The organism is Paraburkholderia sp. J10-1 (assembly GCF_905220165.1).
Classification (GTDB): Bacteria; Pseudomonadota; Gammaproteobacteria; order Burkholderiales; family Burkholderiaceae; genus Paraburkholderia.
In genome coordinates this window covers 410,639-429,271 of sequence record NZ_CAJMYW010000006.1, presented here as the reverse complement: position 1 = coordinate 429,271, position 18,633 = coordinate 410,639, and the positions used below count along the sequence as shown (strand labels likewise).

Below are 18,633 nucleotides of genomic sequence, written 5' to 3'. Positions count from 1 at the left end.
CTCGGTTACCCGTTGAGGCACGCCGCCCTCACACCTCAATCCGCTCGACATTGCATACCCGCTGGAGGAACAACGTGAGCAACCTCAATATTCGCAAGGTGGCCGTGCTCGGCGCCGGCGTGATGGGCGCGCAGATCGCCGCGCACCTGATCAACGCCCGCGTGCCCGTGCTGCTGTTCGATTTGCCCGCGAAGGAAGGCCCGAAAAACGCCATCGCGCTCAAGGCAATCGAGACGCTCAAGAAGCTCTCGCCCGCGCCGTTCGGCGTGAAGGACGACGCGCAATACATCACGCCCGCGAACTACGAAGACGACATCGCCAAGCTCGCGGAATGCGACGTGGTGATCGAAGCGATCGCCGAGCGCATGGACTGGAAGCACGACCTCTACAAGAAGGTCGCGCCGCACATCGCTCCGAACGCGATCTTCGCGACCAACACCTCGGGCCTTTCCATCACCGAACTCTCGCATGGCTTCGACGATGCGTTGAAGGCGCGCTTCTGCGGCGTGCACTTCTTCAACCCGCCGCGCTACATGCACCTCGTCGAGCTGATCCCGACCGCGCAGACGAAGCCCGAAATTCTCGACCAGCTCGAATCGTTCCTGACGAGCGTGGTGGGCAAGGGCGTGGTGCGCGCGAAGGACACGCCGAACTTCATCGCGAACCGCGTGGGCGTGTTCTCGATCCTCGCGGTGATCGCCGAGGCGAAGAAGTTCGGACTGCGTTTCGACGAAGTCGATGACCTCACGGGCTCGCGCCTTGGCCGCGCGAAGTCGGCGACGTTCCGCACGGCGGACGTCGTGGGCCTCGACACGATGGCGCACGTCATCAAGACGATGCAGGACAACCTGAAGGACGATCCGTTCTTCCCGGTGTACGAAACGCCGGCGGTGCTCGCGGGGCTCGTAGCGAAGGGCGCGCTCGGCCAGAAAACGGGCGGTGGCTTCTATCGCAAGGAAGGCCGTGCGATCAAGGTGCTCGACGCGAATACGGGCGAGTACGTCGACGGCGGCGGCAAGGCCGACGAGCTGGTGGGCCGTATCCTCAAGCGCCCGCCCGCAGAACGTCTGAAGCTGCTGCGCGAAACGCAGCACCCGCAAGCGCAGTTCCTGTGGTCGATTTTCCGCGACGTGTTCCACTACATCGGCGTGCATCTGCAGTCGATCGCGGACAATGCGCGCGATATCGATCTCGCGATCCGCTGGGGCTTCGGCTGGAACGAAGGCCCGTTCGAGGGCTGGCAGGCCGCAGGCTGGAAGCAGGTGGCCGAATGGGTGAAGGAAGACATCGATGCAGGCAAGGCGCTTTCGAATGCGCCGCTGCCCGCCTGGGTGTTCGAAGGTCCGGTCGCCGCGAACGGCGGCGTGCATGGCGCGGACGGCTCGTGGTCGCCCGCCGAAGCGCGCTTCGTGCCGCGCTCGAATCTGCCGGTGTACGAGCGCCAGGTGTTCCGCGCGGCGCTGTTCGGTGAAACGAATGCACGCGACCCGAAGACCTACGGCAAGACGCTGTTCGAGAACGAAAACCTGCGCGCCTGGGTGGACGACCGCGCGGGCGAGGACGACGTCGTCATCGTCTCGTACAAGAGCAAGATGAACACGATGGGCCCGGGCCTGCTCGACTCGCTCGTGAAGGCCATCGACATTGCCGAAGACGGCTACAAGGGCCTCGTGATCTGGCAACCGACGTCGCTGAAGCTCGGCGCGCCGGGCGGCCCGTTCTCGGCTGGCGCGAACCTCGAAGAGGCGATGCCCGCGTTCATGATGGGCGGTGCGAAAGGCATCGAGCCGTTCGTGAAGAAGTTCCAGGACACGATGCTGCGCGTGAAGTACGCGAACGTGCCGGTCATCACGGCGGTGTCGGGCATCGCGCTCGGCGGCGGCTGCGAAATCATGCTGCAGAGCGCGAAGCGTGTGGCGCACATCGAGAGCTATGTCGGCCTCGTGGAAGTGGGCGTGGGCCTCGTGCCCGCCGGCGGCGGCCTGAAGGAAGCGGCGATTCGCGCCGCAGAAGGCGCGCAGGCGATCGGCGCGGTGCCGAGCGATCTGCTCCGCTTCCTGCAGAAGTCGTTCGAAAACGCCGCGATGGCGAAGGTCTCGGCCTCGGCGCACGAAGCACGCGCAATGGGCTATCTGAAGCCTTCGGACACGATCGTCTTCAACGTGTTCGAACTGCTCGACACGGCGAAGAAGGAAGCGCGCGCGCTGAGCGCGGCGGGCTACCGTGCGCCGCTGCGCGCCACGCAGATTCCGGTGGCGGGCCGCTCGGCGATCTCGACCATCAAGGCGTCGCTCGTGAACATGCGCGACGGCCGCTTCATCAGCGATCACGACTTCCTGATCGCGAGCCGCATCGCGGAAGCGGTGTGCGGCGGCGACGTCGAGGCAGGCAGCCTCGTCGACGAAGAATGGCTGCTCAAGCTCGAGCGCCGCGCCTTCGTCGAACTGCTCGGCACGCAGAAGACGCAGGAACGCATCATGGGCATGCTGCAAACCGGCAAGCCGGTGCGCAACTAAGCGGCACGACGCACACCAGATACTGGAGTAAGAGATGAGCAAACAGTTGCAGGACGCCTACATCGTCGCCGCGAGCCGCACTCCCATTGGCAAGGCGCCGCGCGGCGTGTTCAAGAACACCCGCCCGGACGAGCTGCTCGTTCACGCAATCAAGTCGGCCGTGGCGCAGGTGCCCGGGCTCGACACGAGCGTGATCGAAGACGCGATCGTCGGCTGCGCGATTCCGGAGGCCGAGCAAGGCCTGAACGTGGCGCGTATCGGCGCGCTGCTCGCGGGGCTGCCGCAGAGCGTGGGCGGCGTGACCGTCAACCGCTTCTGCGCGTCGGGTCTCACGGCGCTCGCCATGGCCGCCGACCGCATCCGCGTGGGCGAATCCGACGCGATGATCGCGGGCGGCTGCGAGTCGATGAGCATGGTGCCGATGATGGGCAACAAGCCGTCGCTCTCGCCGCATATCTTCGATCGCAATGAAGACATCGGCATTGCTTACGGCATGGGCCTGACCGCCGAGAAGGTCGCGGAGCGCTGGAAGGTGAGCCGCGAGGCGCAGGACGCGTTCTCGGTCGAATCGCATCGCCGCGCGCTCGCCGCGCAGCAAGCGGGCGAGTTCAAGGACGAGATCGCGCCGTACACGATCGTCGAGCGCTTCCCGGATCTCGCTTCGGGCGAAGTGAAGGTGAAGGAACGTTTGATCGAGCTGGACGAAGGCCCGCGTGGCGACACCACGCTCGAAGGCCTCGCGAAGCTGCGCGCGGTGTTCGCGAACAAGGGCTCGGTCACGGCCGGCAACAGCTCGCAGACGTCGGACGGCGCGGGCGCGCTGATCGTCGTCTCCGAGAAGATCCTCAAGCAGTTCAACCTCACGCCGCTTGCGCGCTTCGTGAGCTTCGCGGTGCGCGGCGTGCCGCCGGAGATCATGGGCATCGGTCCGAAGGAAGCGATTCCGGCGGCGCTGAAGGCCGCGGGCCTGAAGCAGGACGATCTCGACTGGATCGAGCTGAACGAAGCGTTTGCCGCGCAGTCGCTGGCGGTGATCCAGGACCTCGGCCTCGATCCTTCGAAGATCAATCCGCTCGGTGGCGCGATTGCGCTCGGCCACCCGCTCGGCGCGACGGGCGCGATTCGCGCCTCGACGGTCGTGCACGGCCTGCGCCGCCGCAACTACAAGTACGGCATGGTCACGATGTGCGTTGGCACCGGCATGGGCGCGGCGGGCATCATCGAGCGGCTGTAAGCACGACTAGCGCTCAGGCGTTATCGACACGGTTCGCAGACTTCACGGTTTGCGGACCGTTTTTCGTATCAGAGCAGGTGGGACTGGAGTCAGCGTTGAAGCGCCAACTCCGGTCGACAGAGGAGACATTCGTATGAGCAACGAAATTCTCGTAGCACGCGAAAACGGCGTGCTCACGATCACCATCGACCGGCCCGCGCGCAAGAATGCGCTCACGCCCGCGATGTATCAGGCGATGGCCGACGCGCTAACCGGCGCGAACGAGGACGCCTCGGTGCGCGCGGTGCTGATTGGCGGCCACGCCGAGATCTTCACGGCCGGCAACGATATCGAAGACTTCCTGAAGAGCCCGCCCGCCGGCGCCGATTCCCCCGTGATCCGCTTTCTCGACGCCATCTCGACGTTCGAGAAGCCGATCGTCGCGGCGGTGAAAGGGCCGGCGATCGGAGTCGGCACGACGCTGCTGCTGCATTGCGACGTCGTCTACGCGGCCGACAATGCGCGCTTCGCCGTGCCGTTCGCGCAACTGGGGCTGTGCCCCGAGGCGGCTTCGTCGCTCTTGCTGCCGCGTATTGCGGGCTATCAGGGCGCGGCGGAAAAGCTGCTGCTCGGCGAGACCTTCGACGCGGTGGAAGCGCATCGCATGGGGTTCGTGAACCGCGTGCTGCCGGCCGCCGAACTGGATCCGTTCGTCGCCGGGCAACTGGCGAAGCTCGTGGCGCTGCCCGCGTCGTCGCTGCGCGTGACGAAGTCGCTCATGAAGCGCGCGAGCGACCACGAGATCAAGACGCGCATGAGCGAAGAGTTCGTGCACTTCGGCAAGATGCTGCTCGCGCCCGAAGCGCGCGAGGCGTTCACGGCGTTCCTCGAAAAGCGCAAGCCGGATTTCCGGCAGTTCGATTGAGCCGCGAGCGCAAGCTCAGGTTGAATCAGGCCGTTTCGTAATCGACATAGCCGGACTCGCGGCAAAAACTCACGAGCCGCAGTCCGGCACGCTTCGCAATGGCGATCGCAAGCGAAGAAGGCGCCGAGATCGTCGCGACCATCGGAATGCCCACGCGCGCGGCTTTGCGCACCAGTTCGTAGCTTGCACGGCTGGAGAGGAAGACGAAGCCCTGCTGCGTGTCGGCGCGCTCCATCACGAGCTGGCCGATGAGTTTGTCGAGTGCGTTGTGGCGCCCCACGTCCTCGAAGGCGCGCAGGATCGCGCCGTTCTCGTCGCACCACGCGGCCGCGTGCAAGCCGCCGGTGAGCTTCGTGAGCGCCTGGTGCTGCGGCAGTTCGCGTGCGGCGCGCGCGATGGCGTCCGGCGCCAGGCGCGCGGCGAAGCCGGTGTCGGGCACCTGCTCGGGCTCGAGATCGAGCAAGTCGATGCTCTCGATGCCGCACACGCCGCAGCCGCTGCGCCCGGCGAGCGCGCGGCGCTTTTCCTTGAGTTCGACGAATGCCTGCTGCACGACCGTGAGATGAACCTCGGCATGCGGCAAATCCGCCTCGTCGTGCCAGTACACCTCGATGTCCTGAATGTCGGCGTTGCGCCCGACAATGCCTTCTGAGATCGCGAAGCCCACGGCGAACGCTTCGAGGTCGCGCGGCGTGCACATCATGACCGCGTGCGAAATGCCATTGAAGACGAGCGCGACGGGCCATTCCTGGCCAACGTGGTCCTCACGCGTTTCTACCGTGCCGCCACGGTGCCGGTGCACGCGCAACTCGATGGCGCCGGGCTGGCCATCGGATTCCAGGGGATTCGTCGCCGCGATCTGCGAGCGGGTTGGGGTATTCAAGCGCAAAACTCCATCAGTCCTTGTGCGGCGCGGCACCGCAGCGCCGCCAGGGGACAGCGCAGCCGCGCCGCGCGCGGAAGGTTCTAAAATACCTCAAGCGGGCCGCGCGCGCTTGCCTGCGCCTTTGCCCGCCTCGCGAGGATACCGTCATGGCATTGAACGAAGCTCCGCTGCTTTTCCGGTTCGAGGTCGAGTCGTCCGAAAACCTCACCTATATCCCGATGTGCGTGCGCTTCAACCTGGATCGCTTTGGTCTGCGCATCTCTCTCGCGCAATGGCAGTTGCTGCCCTACGAGGACCGCCGGCTGCTGGCATGTTTCCCCGTCGATGAAGACACGCAGATCGAGCCCAATTTCGACCACGCGCTCTTCGAGATGATGCGCACGCATGCGAACGTCGAGCCCGAATGGTTCGCGCCCGAAGAAGCGCCGGCCTGGCGCGACGTGAACACAGTGCCGGGCGGCATTGCGCTTCAGTCCGAGCTTGCCAGCCTGCAAGCACCCGGCCTCGAAGACTGGGCGCAGCTCGACCCGTTCCAGCGCTATGTGCTTGCGAAGCTCGCGCGCAAGCCCGAGAGCAATCACGACTTCGCGCCGGCGATGCGCGAGTTCGGGCTGGCGGTGCCGCGGTGATTTTCCGGCGCTGATTTCCCGCCAATCCTGCCCACCAGCGGGTCAGTGCCGCTTCTTGTTCGCTTCCAGGCGGACAAATAGCCGATCCATACCCGATTCCTGTTAGCCGCGGCCGCCTCGCGCGCGCCGTCGCGCGTCTTTTTCCGCCTCTTTCTCCCCGTTTGCCCTCAAGACAAGGCCGGCCCTGCCGTTATTTCGGGTTGGCGCGTCAGGCGCCGACCGGTCGCGCGCAGTCGTGACCCATCATCCCGCGCTCACGGCGCGGGTGCGAACGACGCTCGGCATTCATGAACCTTCTTTTTTCGAAGCGCCAACTTATCAATCTGGCCGTCGTTGCGGCGGCCGTGGGCGCGAACGCTTTTGTCGCGTGGACGCAGATCGACGGTCAGCGCCAGATCGACCTGCGCGCGAGCCAGGCGGCGACGATCCGTCACGACCTCGACCGCTATCGCGATGCCCTTGGCAGCGGTGTGAGCGCGCTGGGCCGCTTCGCGGTGCAGGGCGAGCCGGAGTCGGCGGCCGCGCACGATGCGCGCGCCGTCATGCTCGACGAAACCGGCCGCGCACTGCGCGCGGAGCTGGCCGGCAATGCCGACCTCGCCGCCCGTTTCGATGCGTTGGCGGCGCAGGCCACTGCCATTGCGGGCGAGATCGACGTGACGCTCGCGCGCGCCGAGCAGCGCGTTGCCGACGAGCGCGGACAGGCTGCGGCGAACGGGACCGCGCCAGCGGCGGCGGCTCCGGCTGACGGCGCGGCCAACCAGGAATTCGGCACGGCAATGCCAGCCGATGCCGCACGTTCGCCCGCAGCGCCATGGGAATCGCGCGAGGCGCCCGCACGCAATGGCGCCGCCGCGAAAGCGGTTCAACCCGCGAACGCCGCAGACGCGCGCATGGCCGGCCATGTCGTGACCGGCACCATCTTGCCGCTGCACGCCGCGGCGGATGTGGCGGCGCGCGCCGTGACGCTCGATACGCTCACCGCGGCGCCGCTCGGCGCGAGCGTCGCGGCAAGCAGCACCCAAAATCCCGTCACAGCGACCGCCGCGCCGCCTGCTGCGGCAACACCTCCAACCGCCGCTGTGCCCACAGCAGTACTCACGGCCAGTGTCGAAGCGCCGTCGCCTGCCACTGCCGCGTGGCTCGCCGGCGAATACATCCGCGTCGACAACCTCGTGGACCAGCTCGACGCCCGGCTCGCGGCGCTGCAACGCGCAGAGGATCTGGCGCTCGCCGCCGCGCTCGCCGACTCGGCGCGCTCGGGCGGCCGCGCCCTGTTGCTGCTGATCGTGACGATGCTCGCGGGTGGGACGCTGCTCATCTACACGTTCGGCGCGCGCGAAAGCGCCGCCCGCGAGAAGCTGCGCGCCGTGAGCGGCATGCGCCTGCGCAGCGAGCGCTTTCAGGGGCTGTTCGACGCGCACCCGGTGCCGATGTACGTGTTCGACCGCGAGACGCTGCGCTTTCTCGCCGTGAATAGCGCCGCGATCCAGCAATACGGCTACAGCGAGGAGGAGTTCCTCGCGATGACGATCCGCGACATCCGTCCCGCCGAGGACGTCTCGCGGCTCGAGCAACATCTCACGCGCTCGGACATGCTCACGCAGAACGTGCGCATGATGGCCGGCATCTGGCACCATCGCCGCCGCGACGGCTCGATCATCAGCGCCGACATCTCGCATCACTCGCTCACCTTCCTCGGCCGCGACGCCGTGTTCGTGCTCGCCGACGACGTCACCGAGCAGATCAAGGCCGAGGCGGAGGCGCAGCGCTCGAACCAGATGCTCGAGTCGGTGATCGACAACATCCCGCAGCGCATCTTCTGGAAGGACGCGCAATCGCGCTATCTCGGCTGCAACATGACGTTCGCGCGCGACGCGGGCCTCGCTTACCCCGAGCAGATCATCGGCAAGTCCGATGAAGACCTGCCGTGGCGCGCCTACGCCGACGACATGCGCGAACAGGATCGCGAGGTGATCGAGTCGGGCCTGCCGCGCATCAACTTCGAGGACGACCACACGATCGACGGCCTGCACCGCACGACGCTCACGAGCAAGCTGCCGCTGCTCGATGGCGACGGCCGCGTGATCGGCGTGCTCGGCTCGTACTCGGACACCACGGAAAGCAAGCGCGCCGACCTCGCGCTGCGCCTGCAAAGCCGTGCGCTCGACGCGTGCGTGAACGCCATTCTCATCACCGCGCCGGGTCCGGGCGGCAGCAATCTGATCGAGTACGCGAATCCTGCGTTTCGCCGCATCACGGGCTTCGATCCGGCCGAGGTGGTTGGCCAGGACTGCCGTTTCCTGCAACGCGACGACCGCGATCAGGACGGCCTCATCGCGGTGCGCAAGGCGCTGCTGTCCAATCGCGAAGTGAGCGCCGTGCTGCGCAACTACCGCAAGGACGGCGCGCTCTTCTGGAACCAGCTGCTGATCGCGCCGGTGCCCGATCTCGATGGCCGCATCACGCATCACATCGGCATCATCAACGACGTGACCGAGCTGATCCGCTATCAGGAGCAGCTCGAATACCAGGCGAACTACGACAGCCTCACGCTGCTGCCCAACCGCAACCTGCTGCGCGACCGGCTTCAGCATGCGCTGCTCGCGGCGCAGCGGCACGACACGGGCGTGGCCGTGGTGTTCATCGACCTCGACGGTTTCAAGAACGTCAACGACAGTCTCGGGCACAGCGTGGGCGACCGTCTGCTCGGGGTGGTGGCCGAGCGGCTTCAGCGTTGCACGCGCACGACCGACACGGTCGCGCGCCACGGCGGCGACGAGTTCGTGATCGTGCTCACCGACACCATCGACGAAAAGTCGCTGATCGGCTGGATGGAGCGCGCGCGCGCGCTGATCTCGGAGCCGGTGTGGATCGACGGCACCGAACTGTACGTAGGCTGCAGCATGGGCGCGAGCGTGTTCCCGCAGGACGGCAACGACGCCGAAACGCTCATGAAGAAGGCCGACGTCGCGATGTACCGCGCGAAGGACATGGGCCGCAACACGTTCCAGTTCTTCCAGCCGGAGATGAACGCGAATGTGGGTGCGCGCCTGAATCTCGAGCGGCGCCTGCGCCGCGCGCTGCGCGACAGCGAATTCCTGCTGCACTACCAGCCGCAGGTGGAGATCGAGGGCGGCCGCGTCGTCGGCATGGAGGCGCTCGTGCGCTGGCGCGACCCGGAGGTTGGACTCGTGTCGCCTGCGCAGTTCATTCCCGTGGCGGAAGAAAGCGGCCTGATCGGCCCGCTCTCCGACTGGGTGCTACGTGAGGCGTGCCGCCAGAACCGGGCGTGGCAACTCGCGGGGTTGCCGCCCGTGCGCGTTTCCGTGAACTTCTCGGCGAAGACGTTCCACCAGCGCGACATTGCGCAGCTCGTGAAGGACGTGCTGCAGGAAACCGGGCTGGAAGCCTGCTGGCTCGAAATCGAGCTGACCGAGAGCACGCTCATGCGCAACGCGGAAGAAGCCGTGTCGATGTTGAACGAGCTGCACGCGCTCGGCATCGGCATTGCCATCGACGACTTCGGCACCGGCTATTCGAGTCTGAGCTACCTGAAGCGGCTGCCGGTGGACCGGCTCAAGATCGACCGCTCGTTCGTGGCCGACATCGGCACGAGCAGCGACGATGAAACGATCACGGCGGCCATCATCGCGCTTGCGCACGAGCTGCAGTTGCAGGTGATCGCGGAAGGGGTGGAGACGTCGGCGCAATTCGCCTTCTTGCGTGATCGCGCGTGCGACGAGCTGCAGGGTTACTTCTTCGCGCCGCCGCTACCCGGCGACGAGGCCGCGGCGCTGTTGCGCGCGAGCGCAACGTACGAGGAAGCGCCGGGGCTGGCGTGGACGGGCTAAGCCCGGCGCAGCGGCCGGGCGCGAGCGTTATTCAATCGGCGGCAGCTGGCGCGGGCGGCGGTCCGTGCCGGTCGCAACATAGGTGAGCGTGGCTTCCGTCACCTTCACGACCTCCTCCTGGAGGCGCATACGCTGCGCGTACACCTCGACCTCGACGGTCACCGAGGTGTTGCCGGTCTTGACGATGTCGGCGTAGAAACTCAGCAGGTCGCCCACGAACACCGGTTGCTTGAACACGAACGAGTTCACCGCGACGGTCGCAACGCGTCCATTGGCGCGGCGGCTCGCCGGAATCGAACCGGCAATGTCGACCTGCGCCATGATCCAGCCGCCGAAGACATCGCCGTGAACGTTGGCGTCCGAGGGTTGCGGCACGACGCGCAGCGCGGGCGATTTTTGGGGGAGCGGGAAGGAGTCGGTCATCGGGCTTCCATGAAAAGGGATCGAACGGCGGACAGCATTGCGGCGCAGGCTGGAGGCAAGCGGGGCGCGCCCGGCGTGGCGTGCTCAGCGGCGCGCGCCGCCTTCTGCGACAATACGTTGATCAGGAATTGTACGGGAAAGCATAAGGTGCGGCGGGCGGGTCGATTAGAGCCTTCCACCTTCGCGAAACCCGTCGCCGATTACCCCACAAGATTCGCCGTGCCGCTTGCGCCGCGCCAGGCTCCGGTTGCTGAACCGGCTTTCGCGCGCCGCATTGCGCACGTTTCTCGCTGCTCGCCCCATGCGCCGCTTTCCCGCTTCCAACGAACCCGCACTGCCCGCCACCGGGCCGCGCAACGACTGGCAGACGATCGTTTCGCTGCTGCCTTACCTCACCGCCTACAAATGGCGCGTGGCGTTCGCGCTCACCTGCCTGATCGGCGCGAAGGTGGCCAACCTCGGCGTGCCGATCGTGATGAAACACATCGTCGACGGTCTCGCTTCCGTGCACCAGCTCACCGCGCTCGGTCGCGCGGAGCACGCGCCAGGCATCGTGCTCGCGGGCGGCGTCGGGTTGCTCGTGGTGGCTTACGCCATCGTGCGCCTCTCGACATCGCTCTTCACCGAGCTGCGCGAAATCCTGTTTTCGAAAGTGACCGAGAGCGCCGTGCGCCAGCTCGCGCTCAAGGTGTTCCGCCATCTGCATGCGCTCTCGCTGCGCTTTCATCTCGAGCGGCAAACCGGCGGCATGTCGCGCGACATCGAGCGCGGCACGCGTGGCATCACGCAGCTCATTTCCTACTCGCTCTACAGCATCCTGCCGACGCTCGTGGAAGTGGGTCTCGTGCTCGGCTTCTTCGTCGTGAAGTACGAGGCTTATTACGCGATCGTCACGCTCATCGCGCTCGTTGCGTACATCGTGTTCACGGTGAAGGTGACTGAGTGGCGCACGCACTATCGCCGCACGATGAACGAGCTCGATTCGCGCGCCAACGCGCGTGCGATCGACTCGCTTATCAACTACGAGACGGTGAAGTACTTCGGCAACGAAGAGTGGGAGACGAAGCGCTACGACGAGAACCTGCATCGCTACCGCAAGGCCGCGATCAAGTCGCAGCACTCGCTTTCCGCGCTCAACTTCGGGCAGCAGGCGATCATCGGCACGGGGCTCGTATTCATTCTCTGGCGCGCCACACAAGGCGTGATGGCGGGGCGGCTCACGCTCGGCGACCTCGTGCTCATCAACACGTTCATGCTGCAGCTCTACATTCCGCTGAATTTTCTCGGCGTGGTGTATCGCGAGCTCAAGCAGAGCCTCACCGACATGGACCGCATGTTCACGCTGCTCACCGTCGAGCGCGAAGTGGCCGACGTGCCCGGCGCACAGGCGCTTGCGGTGCGCGGTGGCGAGGTGCGCTTTTCGCACGTGAACTTCGCGTATGAGGCGTCGCGTCAGATTCTGCACGACCTGAGCTTCACGATTGCGGCGGGCACGACCACGGCCGTGGTTGGGCATAGCGGATCGGGCAAGTCCACGCTCGCGCGGCTCCTGTTCCGCTTCTACGATCTCGACCGCATGAGCAGTGGCGCGATCACCATCGACGGCCAGGATATCCGCGACGTCACGCAGGATTCGCTGCGTGCTTCGATCGGCATCGTGCCGCAGGACACGGTGCTGTTCAACGACTCGATCTACTACAACATCGCCTATGGCCGCCCGACGGCGAGCCGCGAGGAAGTGATCGCAGCGGCGCGCGCGGCGCATATTCACGCGTTCATCGAAAGTCTGCCCAAGGGCTACGACACGCCTGTGGGCGAGCGCGGCCTCAAGCTTTCGGGCGGCGAGAAGCAGCGCGTGGCGATCGCGCGCACGCTGCTCAAGAATCCGCCCATTTTGCTGTTCGACGAGGCGACGTCAGCGCTCGACTCGCGCTCGGAACGGGCCATCCAGCACGAGCTCGACCAGATCGCGCGCGAGCGCACGACGCTCGTCATTGCGCACCGGCTCTCGACCGTCGTGCACGCGCAGCAGATCATCGTGATGGATCACGGGCGCATCGTCGAGCGCGGCACGCATGCGGAACTGCTGCGCGCGGGCGGACACTATGCGCAGATGTGGGCGCTCCAGCAGCAGAAGGCGGGCGATGTGCCGCAGTCAGAAGCTGGGCAAGTGGAGTTGCCGGCGGCGGGCGGAAACTGAAGCGCTCCGCGCGCCGGCGTTTGCAGGTTTTTAGCCGGGTTGCGCGTGAGTCGACGTGCGCAGCGCGGCGTCGAGCGCTTCGAGCTGCGCGGGCGTGCCGACGTTTTCCCAAACGCCTTCGTACAGTTCGCCGCTCACGCGTCCTTGCGCGATGGACTCGCGATAGTACGGCGTAAGCGCGCGCTTCGTGCCCGGCGCGAGATCGCGGAACATACGCGTGTCGTAGAGGCCGATATTGCCGAACGTGTAGCGCGGCGCGCCTTCGAGCACGAGCCGGCCGTCAGCGTTCAGTGCGAAGTCGCCCTTCGGGTGGAACGGCGGGTTCGGCACCATCACGAGATGCATGCCCGGCTGCGCTTGCGCCGCGAGCGCTTGCGCGTGCGGGTTCAGGCGCGAGAAATCGTAGGCGCTGTAGACGTCGCCGCTCACCGCGAGAAACACCTCGGGCGTGCCGTTCGACTCGATCAGCGGCAGCGCCTGTGCAATGCCGCCCGCCGTTTCGAGCGCGTCGTGCTCGGGCGAATAGTGGAGCATCACGCCAAAGCGCGCGCCGTCGCCGAGCGCGGCTTCGATCTGCGCGCCGAGCCAGGCGTGGTTGATGACGATGCGCGTGTAGCCCGCCGCGGCGAGCCGCTCGATCTGCCACACGACCAGCGGTTTGCCGCCCACGGCCAGCAGCGGCTTCGGGCAGGTGTCGGTGAGCGGACGCATGCGCTCGCCGCGTCCGGCGGCGAAGATCATGGCGGTTCGGCCGTGGCGCGCCTTGTCCCGCGTGTGATTCGTTTGGGTCATGACGGCCCGTTTCAGAAGGTGTAGGCGACTTCGACGGCGCTGCCCTGCAGTTCGTCGATGAGCCGTGCGAACGGCACGAGCGGGCGGTAGCGGTGCGCGACCTTGCTCGCGTAGTTGAGAAAGCGCGGCAGGTCTGCCATGTAATGCGGTTTGCTGTCGCGATAGTTGATGCGGCAGAAGAGGCCCAGCACCTTGATGTGGCGCTGCAGCCCCATCCACTCGAGCTGGCGGTAGAACTCGCCGAAGTCGGCGTCGACCGGCAGTCCCGCCTTCTTGGCGCGCTCCCAGTAGTGCGCGAAGCAGTCGAGCTCGAACTCTTCGTCCCAGCTCAGGAACGCGTCGCGCAACAGCGAGACGACGTCGTAGGTGATCGGGCCATACACCGCGTCCTGGAAGTCGAGCACGCCGGGGTTGGGCGTGGCGATCATCAGGTTGCGGGGCATGAAGTCGCGCAGCATGTAGCTTTGCGGCTGTGCGCGGGCGCTTGCCACGAGCAGCGCGAAGGTGCGATCGAGCACGCCGCGCGTGGCTTCGTCCACCTTGCGGCCCAGATGGCGCTCCAGATACCACTCGGGCATCAGCTCCATCTCGCGGCGCATGAAGGATTCGTCGAAGTCCGGCAGTACACCCGGCCGCGAGCTCGACTGCCAGCGGATCAACGCTTCGATGGCGTCGCGCATCAACTCGCGCGAGCGCGTGCCGGGGCCGGCTTCCTGCAGCGCTTTCAGGTAGGGCGCGGTGCCGAGATCGGTCACGAGCATGAAGCCCGCGTCGAAATCGACTTCGAGCACGCGCGGCACGTGCACGCCGGCGGCCTCGAGCATCTGCGCGATCTGGGCGAATTCGCGGCTTTTTTCGGGCGGCGGGGCGTCGACGGCGATCAGCGTCGCACCGTGCGCGCCCGCGCTAGCGAGCCGGAAATAGCGCCGAAAGCTCGCGTCCGCCGAGGCGGGGGCGAGCGTTGCGAGGTCGAGGGCGTACTGCCCGGCGTGGCTGTCGAGCCAGGCGGCGAGCAGGTCGCGGCGAGTGTCGGTCGCGGATGCGGCAGGTGAGTCGGCGGGAGAATGCGCGGCGGAAAAGGTCATGAAAGCCAGAGGCAAAATCAGTGGATCAACGTCTTGCCATATAATACCCCACGACTTTTTTGACGCGACTCGCGCCAAAGCCCGCATGACGGTTCGCTCGCCGCATTCATCGTCGCTCCAGGGTTCGATGAATTGTAATTAATTGTTTGCAGCCCGGCCTCGATCCGGTTTATCGGGAGGCGGGTGCCCAGGCGGGCCACCATCAAGCAGAGGGCAGGCGGCCGGGCCGATTCGCCAAAACCATACATGCCGCCCAGACAGTTTTTCCAGACGATCTCCCCTAGTGACGACGGCGTGCCGGGCAAGCGGCGGCTCATCGCGGCACTCCTGGCCGTACCGGGTCTGGTGCCTGCGCTCGCGCACGCCCAGCTCGCGGGCGCGGCCGCGCAGCCCCAGCAGCTGGACGGCCCGTGGAGCCTGCGGCTCGCGCCGCAACTCGAGGATCACCCCAACGCGACGGGCCAGCACCCGGCAACGTTCGTGCTCGGCGATTCGACGACCGGCACGATCGACACCGACCTCGCAGTGAAGGGCGCCGCAGAACTGCGCCAGGGTACAAACGTGGTGAAGGGCGACGCCCTGCACTACGACCAGGACACCGACATGGCCAATGCGTACGGCAATGTCGTGGTCGTGCAGAACGGCACGACGTTCACGGGGCCCGAGGCGCATTTGAAGGTCGAGGCGAACGAGGGCTTCATGCCCGCGCCGAAGTACCACTTCACGCTCACGGGCGGCTCGGGCAGCGCCGCGCGCGCCGACCTGCTGGACAGTGAGCGCTCGGTGCTCACGACCGGCACCTACACCGCGTGCCACTGCTCGACCAATCCGGCCTGGTACATCAAGGGCAGCGAGTTCGATTTCGACACCGGCAGCGACGAGGGCGTCGCGCACAACGCCGTGCTGTTCTTCCAGGACGTGCCGATCTTCGCGAGCCCGTGGCTGTCGTTCCCGCTTACGGGTGACCGCCGCAGCGGCCTGTTGCCGCCCACGTTCTCGGTCAGCTCGACGAACGGCTACGAAATCTCGCTGCCGTATTATTTCAACATCGCGCCGAACCGCGACTTCACGTTCACGCCGGAAATCATCTCGAAGCGTGGCGTGTTCCTGCAGGGCAACTACCGGTATCTCTCGACGAATTACTCGGGATCGATCACCGGCACCTTCCTGCCGGACGACGCGATCACGAAGACGAACCGCTACGCGCTGTTCATCCAGCACAACCAGAACTTCGGCAACGGGTTCGGCGGGTACGTCTACTACAACAAGGTCTCGGACAACACCTATCCGTCGGACCTGTCGTCGCCGGCCAACCAGTTCCTGAACGGTACGCAGACGCTGTACCAGCAGGAAGCCGGCCTCACGTACAACAACGGACCGTGGTCCGTGCTCGGCCGCTACCAGCACTGGCAGGTGGTCGAGTCGTCGACGCCGCCGTACGGCCGCGAGCCGCAGTTGAACGTGAAGTACGCGAAGTACAACGTTGGCGGCTTCGACTACGGCATGGAAGCCGACTATTCGCGCTTCCGCATCACGGAAGACAACGCGACCGAAGGCGACCGCGTCGTCTTCAATCCGTACCTGTCGTATTCCTTGATGGGGCCGGGTTACTTCGTCACGCCGAAGGTTCAGTGGCACTTCGCGTCGTACAACCTGAGCAACATCGGCCCGGCGGGCACGACCTTCGGTTCGCCCGTCGGCACGCCGAAGAGCTTCACCGAATCGATCCCGACCTTCAGCTTCGACACGGGCCTCGTGTTCGACCGCTCGGTCCACCTGTTCGGCCAGGACTACATCCAGACGCTGGAACCGCGCCTGTACTACGTGTACACGCCGTACCACAACCAGCAGTTCGCGCCCCTTTTCGATACCGCAGAGTCGGACTTCGGCCTCGCGGAAATCTTCACGCCGAACACCTTCGTCGGCAACGACCGGATTGCCGACGCGAACCGCATTACGGCCGCGCTCACCACGCGCTTCATCGACCCGGCTTCGGGCGACGAGCGCGCGCGCTTCGTGATTGCGCAGCAGTACTACTTCCAGGATCAGCGCGTCACGCTCAACTCCGGCGAAAGCACGAGTCAGGCGACGCATTCGGACCTGATTGCGGGTGCTGCGCTGAAAATCGGGGCTGGTTTCGCTTCGGAAACGGCGTTCCAATATAATGCCGACAACAACCAGCTCACGAAGGCGAGCATCGGTTTCGGGTACAGCCCGGGAACGAGCCGCGTGCTGAACGTGGCCTACCGCTACACGCGGGCGAACACCACGCTGGACTTCCAGCCGATCAATCAGGTTCTGATCTCGGCTCAATGGCCGTTCTCGCACCGGGTGTACGCCGTGGGCCGCTTCAACTACGATCTGAACGGCCATCGGATCGTCGACGGCCTGGTCGGCATGCAGTACGACGCCGACTGCTGGGTGCTCGGGATCGGCCTGCAGCGATACGCGAACGGGCTCAATACGTCGGGTACGCCGAATTCGTCAACGCGGTTTCTCGCGCAGCTCACGCTCAAGGGACTCTCGAACGTCGACAACGGACTGGTGGCGGCGTTCAGGACGGCAGTGCCGGGGTACACGCAGCTGCCGGCCCAGTCGCCGCCGGATTCGCGCTTCACTGATTATCAATAACGCGTGATCCGGAGCGCATTGTTTGCACAAGGCGCCTCGGGGCAACGCGGTGTCGGTTGCATAGAGACGGGCGAAGCGTGCCCGCCAACATTGGAGTATCTGTGGGAATCATGAAAAAGCTTCGCCTGGCAGCGTACGCTGCGAGTCTCTTCGCCGTCGCAGGCGTGTTGCCGGCCGCGCCGGCGCAAGCTCAAGGTCTCCCGGCCGGCAACGGCCAGACGGTCGACACGATCGCCGCAGTCGTCAATGACGGCGTGATCACGCAGCGCGAGCTAGACAGCCGCGCCGAACTCATTTCGCATCGCCTTCAGCAGCAAAACGCGCCGGTTCCGCCCGCGGACCAGTTGCGCGCGCAGGTGCTCAACCAGATGGTGCTCGAGCGCATCCAGCTCCAGAAGGCCAAGGAAGACGGCATCACTGTCGACGACGCCTCCGTGCAACGCACGCTCGAGCGCCTCGCTCAGGCCAACGGCATGGATCTCGCCACCTATCGCGCGCGCATCGAGGCGGCCGGCGTGCCCTGGACCACGTTCATGAAGGACGCGCGCACCGAACTCACGCTCTCGAAGCTGCGCGAGAAGGAAGTGGACAGCAAGGTCACGGTGTCCGACGCCGAAGTCGCGAACTACATCGCGAGCCAGCGCGGACCGAACGCAGGCCAGTCGAGCGATCTGCACTTCCAGCACATTTTCATCAAGGCGCCGCTGAACGCCTCGGAAACCGACATCGAAGCCGCGCAGGCGAAGGCCAACGCGCTGCTCAAGGAAGCCCAGTCGGGTAGCAAGTTCGAGAGCCTCGCGAAGTCGAATTCGCAGGCGAGCGACGCAAGCAAGGGCGGCGACATGGGCTTTCTGCAGCAGTCGAAGCTGCCGCCCGAGTTCGTGACGGCCGCTTCCACCCTGCGTCCGGGCGAAGTGAACCCCACGGTGATCCGCACCAACGACGGCTTTGAAATCGTCCGCCTCGTCGAGCGCCGCCAGGGCCAGGGCACCGCCGCCGACGCGCCCAAGCTCGTGCAAACGCAAGTGCGCCACATCCTGCTGCGTGTGGGCGACGGCATGTCCGAACCCCAGGCGCGCCAGAAGCTGCTTGAAATCCGCCAGGAAATCGCGGCGGGCGGCGACTTCGCCAAGTTCGCGCGCACTTACTCGCAGGACGGCTCGGCCTCGCAGGGCGGCGACCTCGGCTGGATCAGCCCTGGCGAAACCGTGCCTGAATTCGAGCGCGCCATGAATACGCTGCAGGACGGCCAGTTGAGCGAGCCGATTCGCACCGAGTACGGCTACCACTTGATCCAGGTGCTGGGCCGCCGCGACGCCGAAGGCTCGATCGCGCAGCAAATGGAACTCGCGCGCCAGGCCATCGGCCAGCGCAAGGCGGAGCAGGCTTACGCCGACTGGCTGCGGCAGCTGCGCGACAGCGCCTACGTCAGCTACAAGATCGCGGGCATGACGCCGCCGCACAACTAAGCAGTCACCC

Annotated in this window: 13 protein-coding genes; 8 read left to right on the top strand and 5 right to left on the bottom strand. The window is 66.0% G+C overall.

Annotation, left to right across the window (positions count from 1 at the left end):
• Positions 1 to 74: 74 nt before the first annotated feature.
• From U5A65_RS21575 to U5A65_RS21565, 3 genes are all read left to right on the top strand, one after another.
• The gene (locus U5A65_RS21575) at positions 75 to 2,516 is read left to right on the top strand and encodes a 3-hydroxyacyl-CoA dehydrogenase/enoyl-CoA hydratase family protein (RefSeq protein ID WP_321947297.1); all 2,442 of its coding nucleotides are present in this window, start codon (positions 75 to 77) and stop codon (positions 2,514 to 2,516) included.
• A 34-nt stretch (positions 2,517 to 2,550) separates the two neighbouring features.
• Positions 2,551 to 3,750, top strand: coding sequence for an acetyl-CoA C-acyltransferase (locus U5A65_RS21570; protein ID WP_321913675.1), 1,200 nt, complete (start codon positions 2,551 to 2,553; stop codon positions 3,748 to 3,750).
• Positions 3,751 to 3,883: 133 nt separating this feature from the next.
• Positions 3,884 to 4,654 (top strand): enoyl-CoA hydratase, encoded by a 771-nt coding sequence (locus U5A65_RS21565; RefSeq protein ID WP_321947295.1) that lies wholly within the window; start codon positions 3,884 to 3,886, stop codon positions 4,652 to 4,654.
• A 25-nt stretch (positions 4,655 to 4,679) separates the two neighbouring features.
• On the opposite strand, the gene fdhD is transcribed toward U5A65_RS21565, so the two are convergent.
• On the bottom strand, positions 4,680 to 5,537 hold the full coding sequence (fdhD, locus tag U5A65_RS21560) for a formate dehydrogenase accessory sulfurtransferase FdhD (protein ID WP_321935008.1): 858 nt from the start codon (positions 5,535 to 5,537) through the stop codon (positions 4,680 to 4,682).
• 149 nt (positions 5,538 to 5,686) lie between these two features.
• On the opposite strand from fdhD, the gene U5A65_RS21555 reads away from it, so the two are divergent.
• On the top strand, positions 5,687 to 6,169 hold the full coding sequence (locus U5A65_RS21555) for a nitrate reductase associated protein (protein ID WP_321913678.1): 483 nt from the start codon (positions 5,687 to 5,689) through the stop codon (positions 6,167 to 6,169).
• A gap of 287 nt (positions 6,170 to 6,456) precedes the next feature.
• Positions 6,457 to 10,023, top strand: coding sequence for an EAL domain-containing protein (locus U5A65_RS21550; RefSeq protein WP_321947293.1), 3,567 nt, complete (start codon positions 6,457 to 6,459; stop codon positions 10,021 to 10,023).
• Positions 10,024 to 10,050: 27 nt separating this feature from the next.
• Here U5A65_RS21550 and U5A65_RS21545 read toward each other — a convergent pair whose 3' ends face one another.
• Complete coding sequence (locus tag U5A65_RS21545; RefSeq protein WP_158758619.1) at positions 10,051 to 10,446, bottom strand: acyl-CoA thioesterase; 396 nt, start codon at positions 10,444 to 10,446, stop codon at positions 10,051 to 10,053.
• Positions 10,447 to 10,747: 301 nt separating this feature from the next.
• Between U5A65_RS21545 and U5A65_RS21540 the strand changes: the two genes are divergently transcribed.
• Positions 10,748 to 12,646, top strand: a complete 1,899-nt coding sequence (locus U5A65_RS21540) for an ABC transporter ATP-binding protein/permease (RefSeq protein WP_321947292.1) — start codon at positions 10,748 to 10,750, stop codon at positions 12,644 to 12,646.
• A 30-nt stretch (positions 12,647 to 12,676) separates the two neighbouring features.
• Here the strand turns inward: U5A65_RS21540 and murU are convergent, their stop codons facing one another.
• The 3 genes from murU to U5A65_RS21525 form a co-directional block, all read right to left on the bottom strand.
• Positions 12,677 to 13,387: an N-acetylmuramate alpha-1-phosphate uridylyltransferase MurU gene (gene murU, locus U5A65_RS21535; protein WP_321947317.1), complete on the bottom strand. Its 711-nt coding sequence runs from the start codon at positions 13,385 to 13,387 to the stop codon at positions 12,677 to 12,679.
• A 62-nt stretch (positions 13,388 to 13,449) separates the two neighbouring features.
• The gene (locus tag U5A65_RS21530; protein WP_321947291.1) at positions 13,450 to 14,523 is read right to left on the bottom strand and encodes an aminoglycoside phosphotransferase family protein; all 1,074 of its coding nucleotides are present in this window, start codon (positions 14,521 to 14,523) and stop codon (positions 13,450 to 13,452) included.
• Between the two features lie 17 nt (positions 14,524 to 14,540).
• A complete protein-coding gene (locus U5A65_RS21525) occupies positions 14,541 to 14,840 on the bottom strand; it encodes a hypothetical protein (RefSeq protein ID WP_321947318.1) in 300 nt (99 codons plus the stop codon).
• On the opposite strand from U5A65_RS21525, the gene U5A65_RS21520 reads away from it, so the two are divergent.
• A complete protein-coding gene (locus U5A65_RS21520; protein WP_321935012.1) occupies positions 14,770 to 17,154 on the top strand; it encodes an LPS-assembly protein LptD in 2,385 nt (794 codons plus the stop codon). The genes U5A65_RS21525 and U5A65_RS21520 overlap by 71 nt on opposite strands.
• 101 nt (positions 17,155 to 17,255) lie before the next feature.
• The gene (locus tag U5A65_RS21515) at positions 17,256 to 18,623 is read left to right on the top strand and encodes a peptidylprolyl isomerase (protein ID WP_321947289.1); all 1,368 of its coding nucleotides are present in this window, start codon (positions 17,256 to 17,258) and stop codon (positions 18,621 to 18,623) included.
• Positions 18,624 to 18,633: the final 10 nt, after the last annotated feature.

What these genes read in the sequence shown, in the direction of transcription:
- U5A65_RS21555 (WP_321913678.1), top strand. Translation starts at nt 5,687, where the DNA reads ATGGCATTGAACGAAGCTCCGCTGCTTTTCCGGTTCGAGGTCGAGTCG.
- U5A65_RS21520 (WP_321935012.1), top strand. Translation starts at nt 14,770, where the DNA reads ATGCCGCCCAGACAGTTTTTCCAGACGATCTCCCCTAGTGACGACGGC.
- U5A65_RS21540 (WP_321947292.1), top strand. Translation starts at nt 10,748, where the DNA reads ATGCGCCGCTTTCCCGCTTCCAACGAACCCGCACTGCCCGCCACCGGG.
- U5A65_RS21545 (WP_158758619.1), bottom strand. Translation starts at nt 10,446, where the DNA reads ATGACCGACTCCTTCCCGCTCCCCCAAAAATCGCCCGCGCTGCGCGTC.
- U5A65_RS21525 (WP_321947318.1), bottom strand. Translation starts at nt 14,840, where the DNA reads ATGAGCCGCCGCTTGCCCGGCACGCCGTCGTCACTAGGGGAGATCGTC.
- U5A65_RS21570 (WP_321913675.1), top strand. Translation starts at nt 2,551, where the DNA reads ATGAGCAAACAGTTGCAGGACGCCTACATCGTCGCCGCGAGCCGCACT.
- murU (WP_321947317.1), bottom strand. Translation starts at nt 13,387, where the DNA reads ATGATCTTCGCCGCCGGACGCGGCGAGCGCATGCGTCCGCTCACCGAC.
- U5A65_RS21530 (WP_321947291.1), bottom strand. Translation starts at nt 14,523, where the DNA reads ATGACCTTTTCCGCCGCGCATTCTCCCGCCGACTCACCTGCCGCATCC.
- U5A65_RS21550 (WP_321947293.1), top strand. Translation starts at nt 6,457, where the DNA reads ATGAACCTTCTTTTTTCGAAGCGCCAACTTATCAATCTGGCCGTCGTT.
- U5A65_RS21565 (WP_321947295.1), top strand. Translation starts at nt 3,884, where the DNA reads ATGAGCAACGAAATTCTCGTAGCACGCGAAAACGGCGTGCTCACGATC.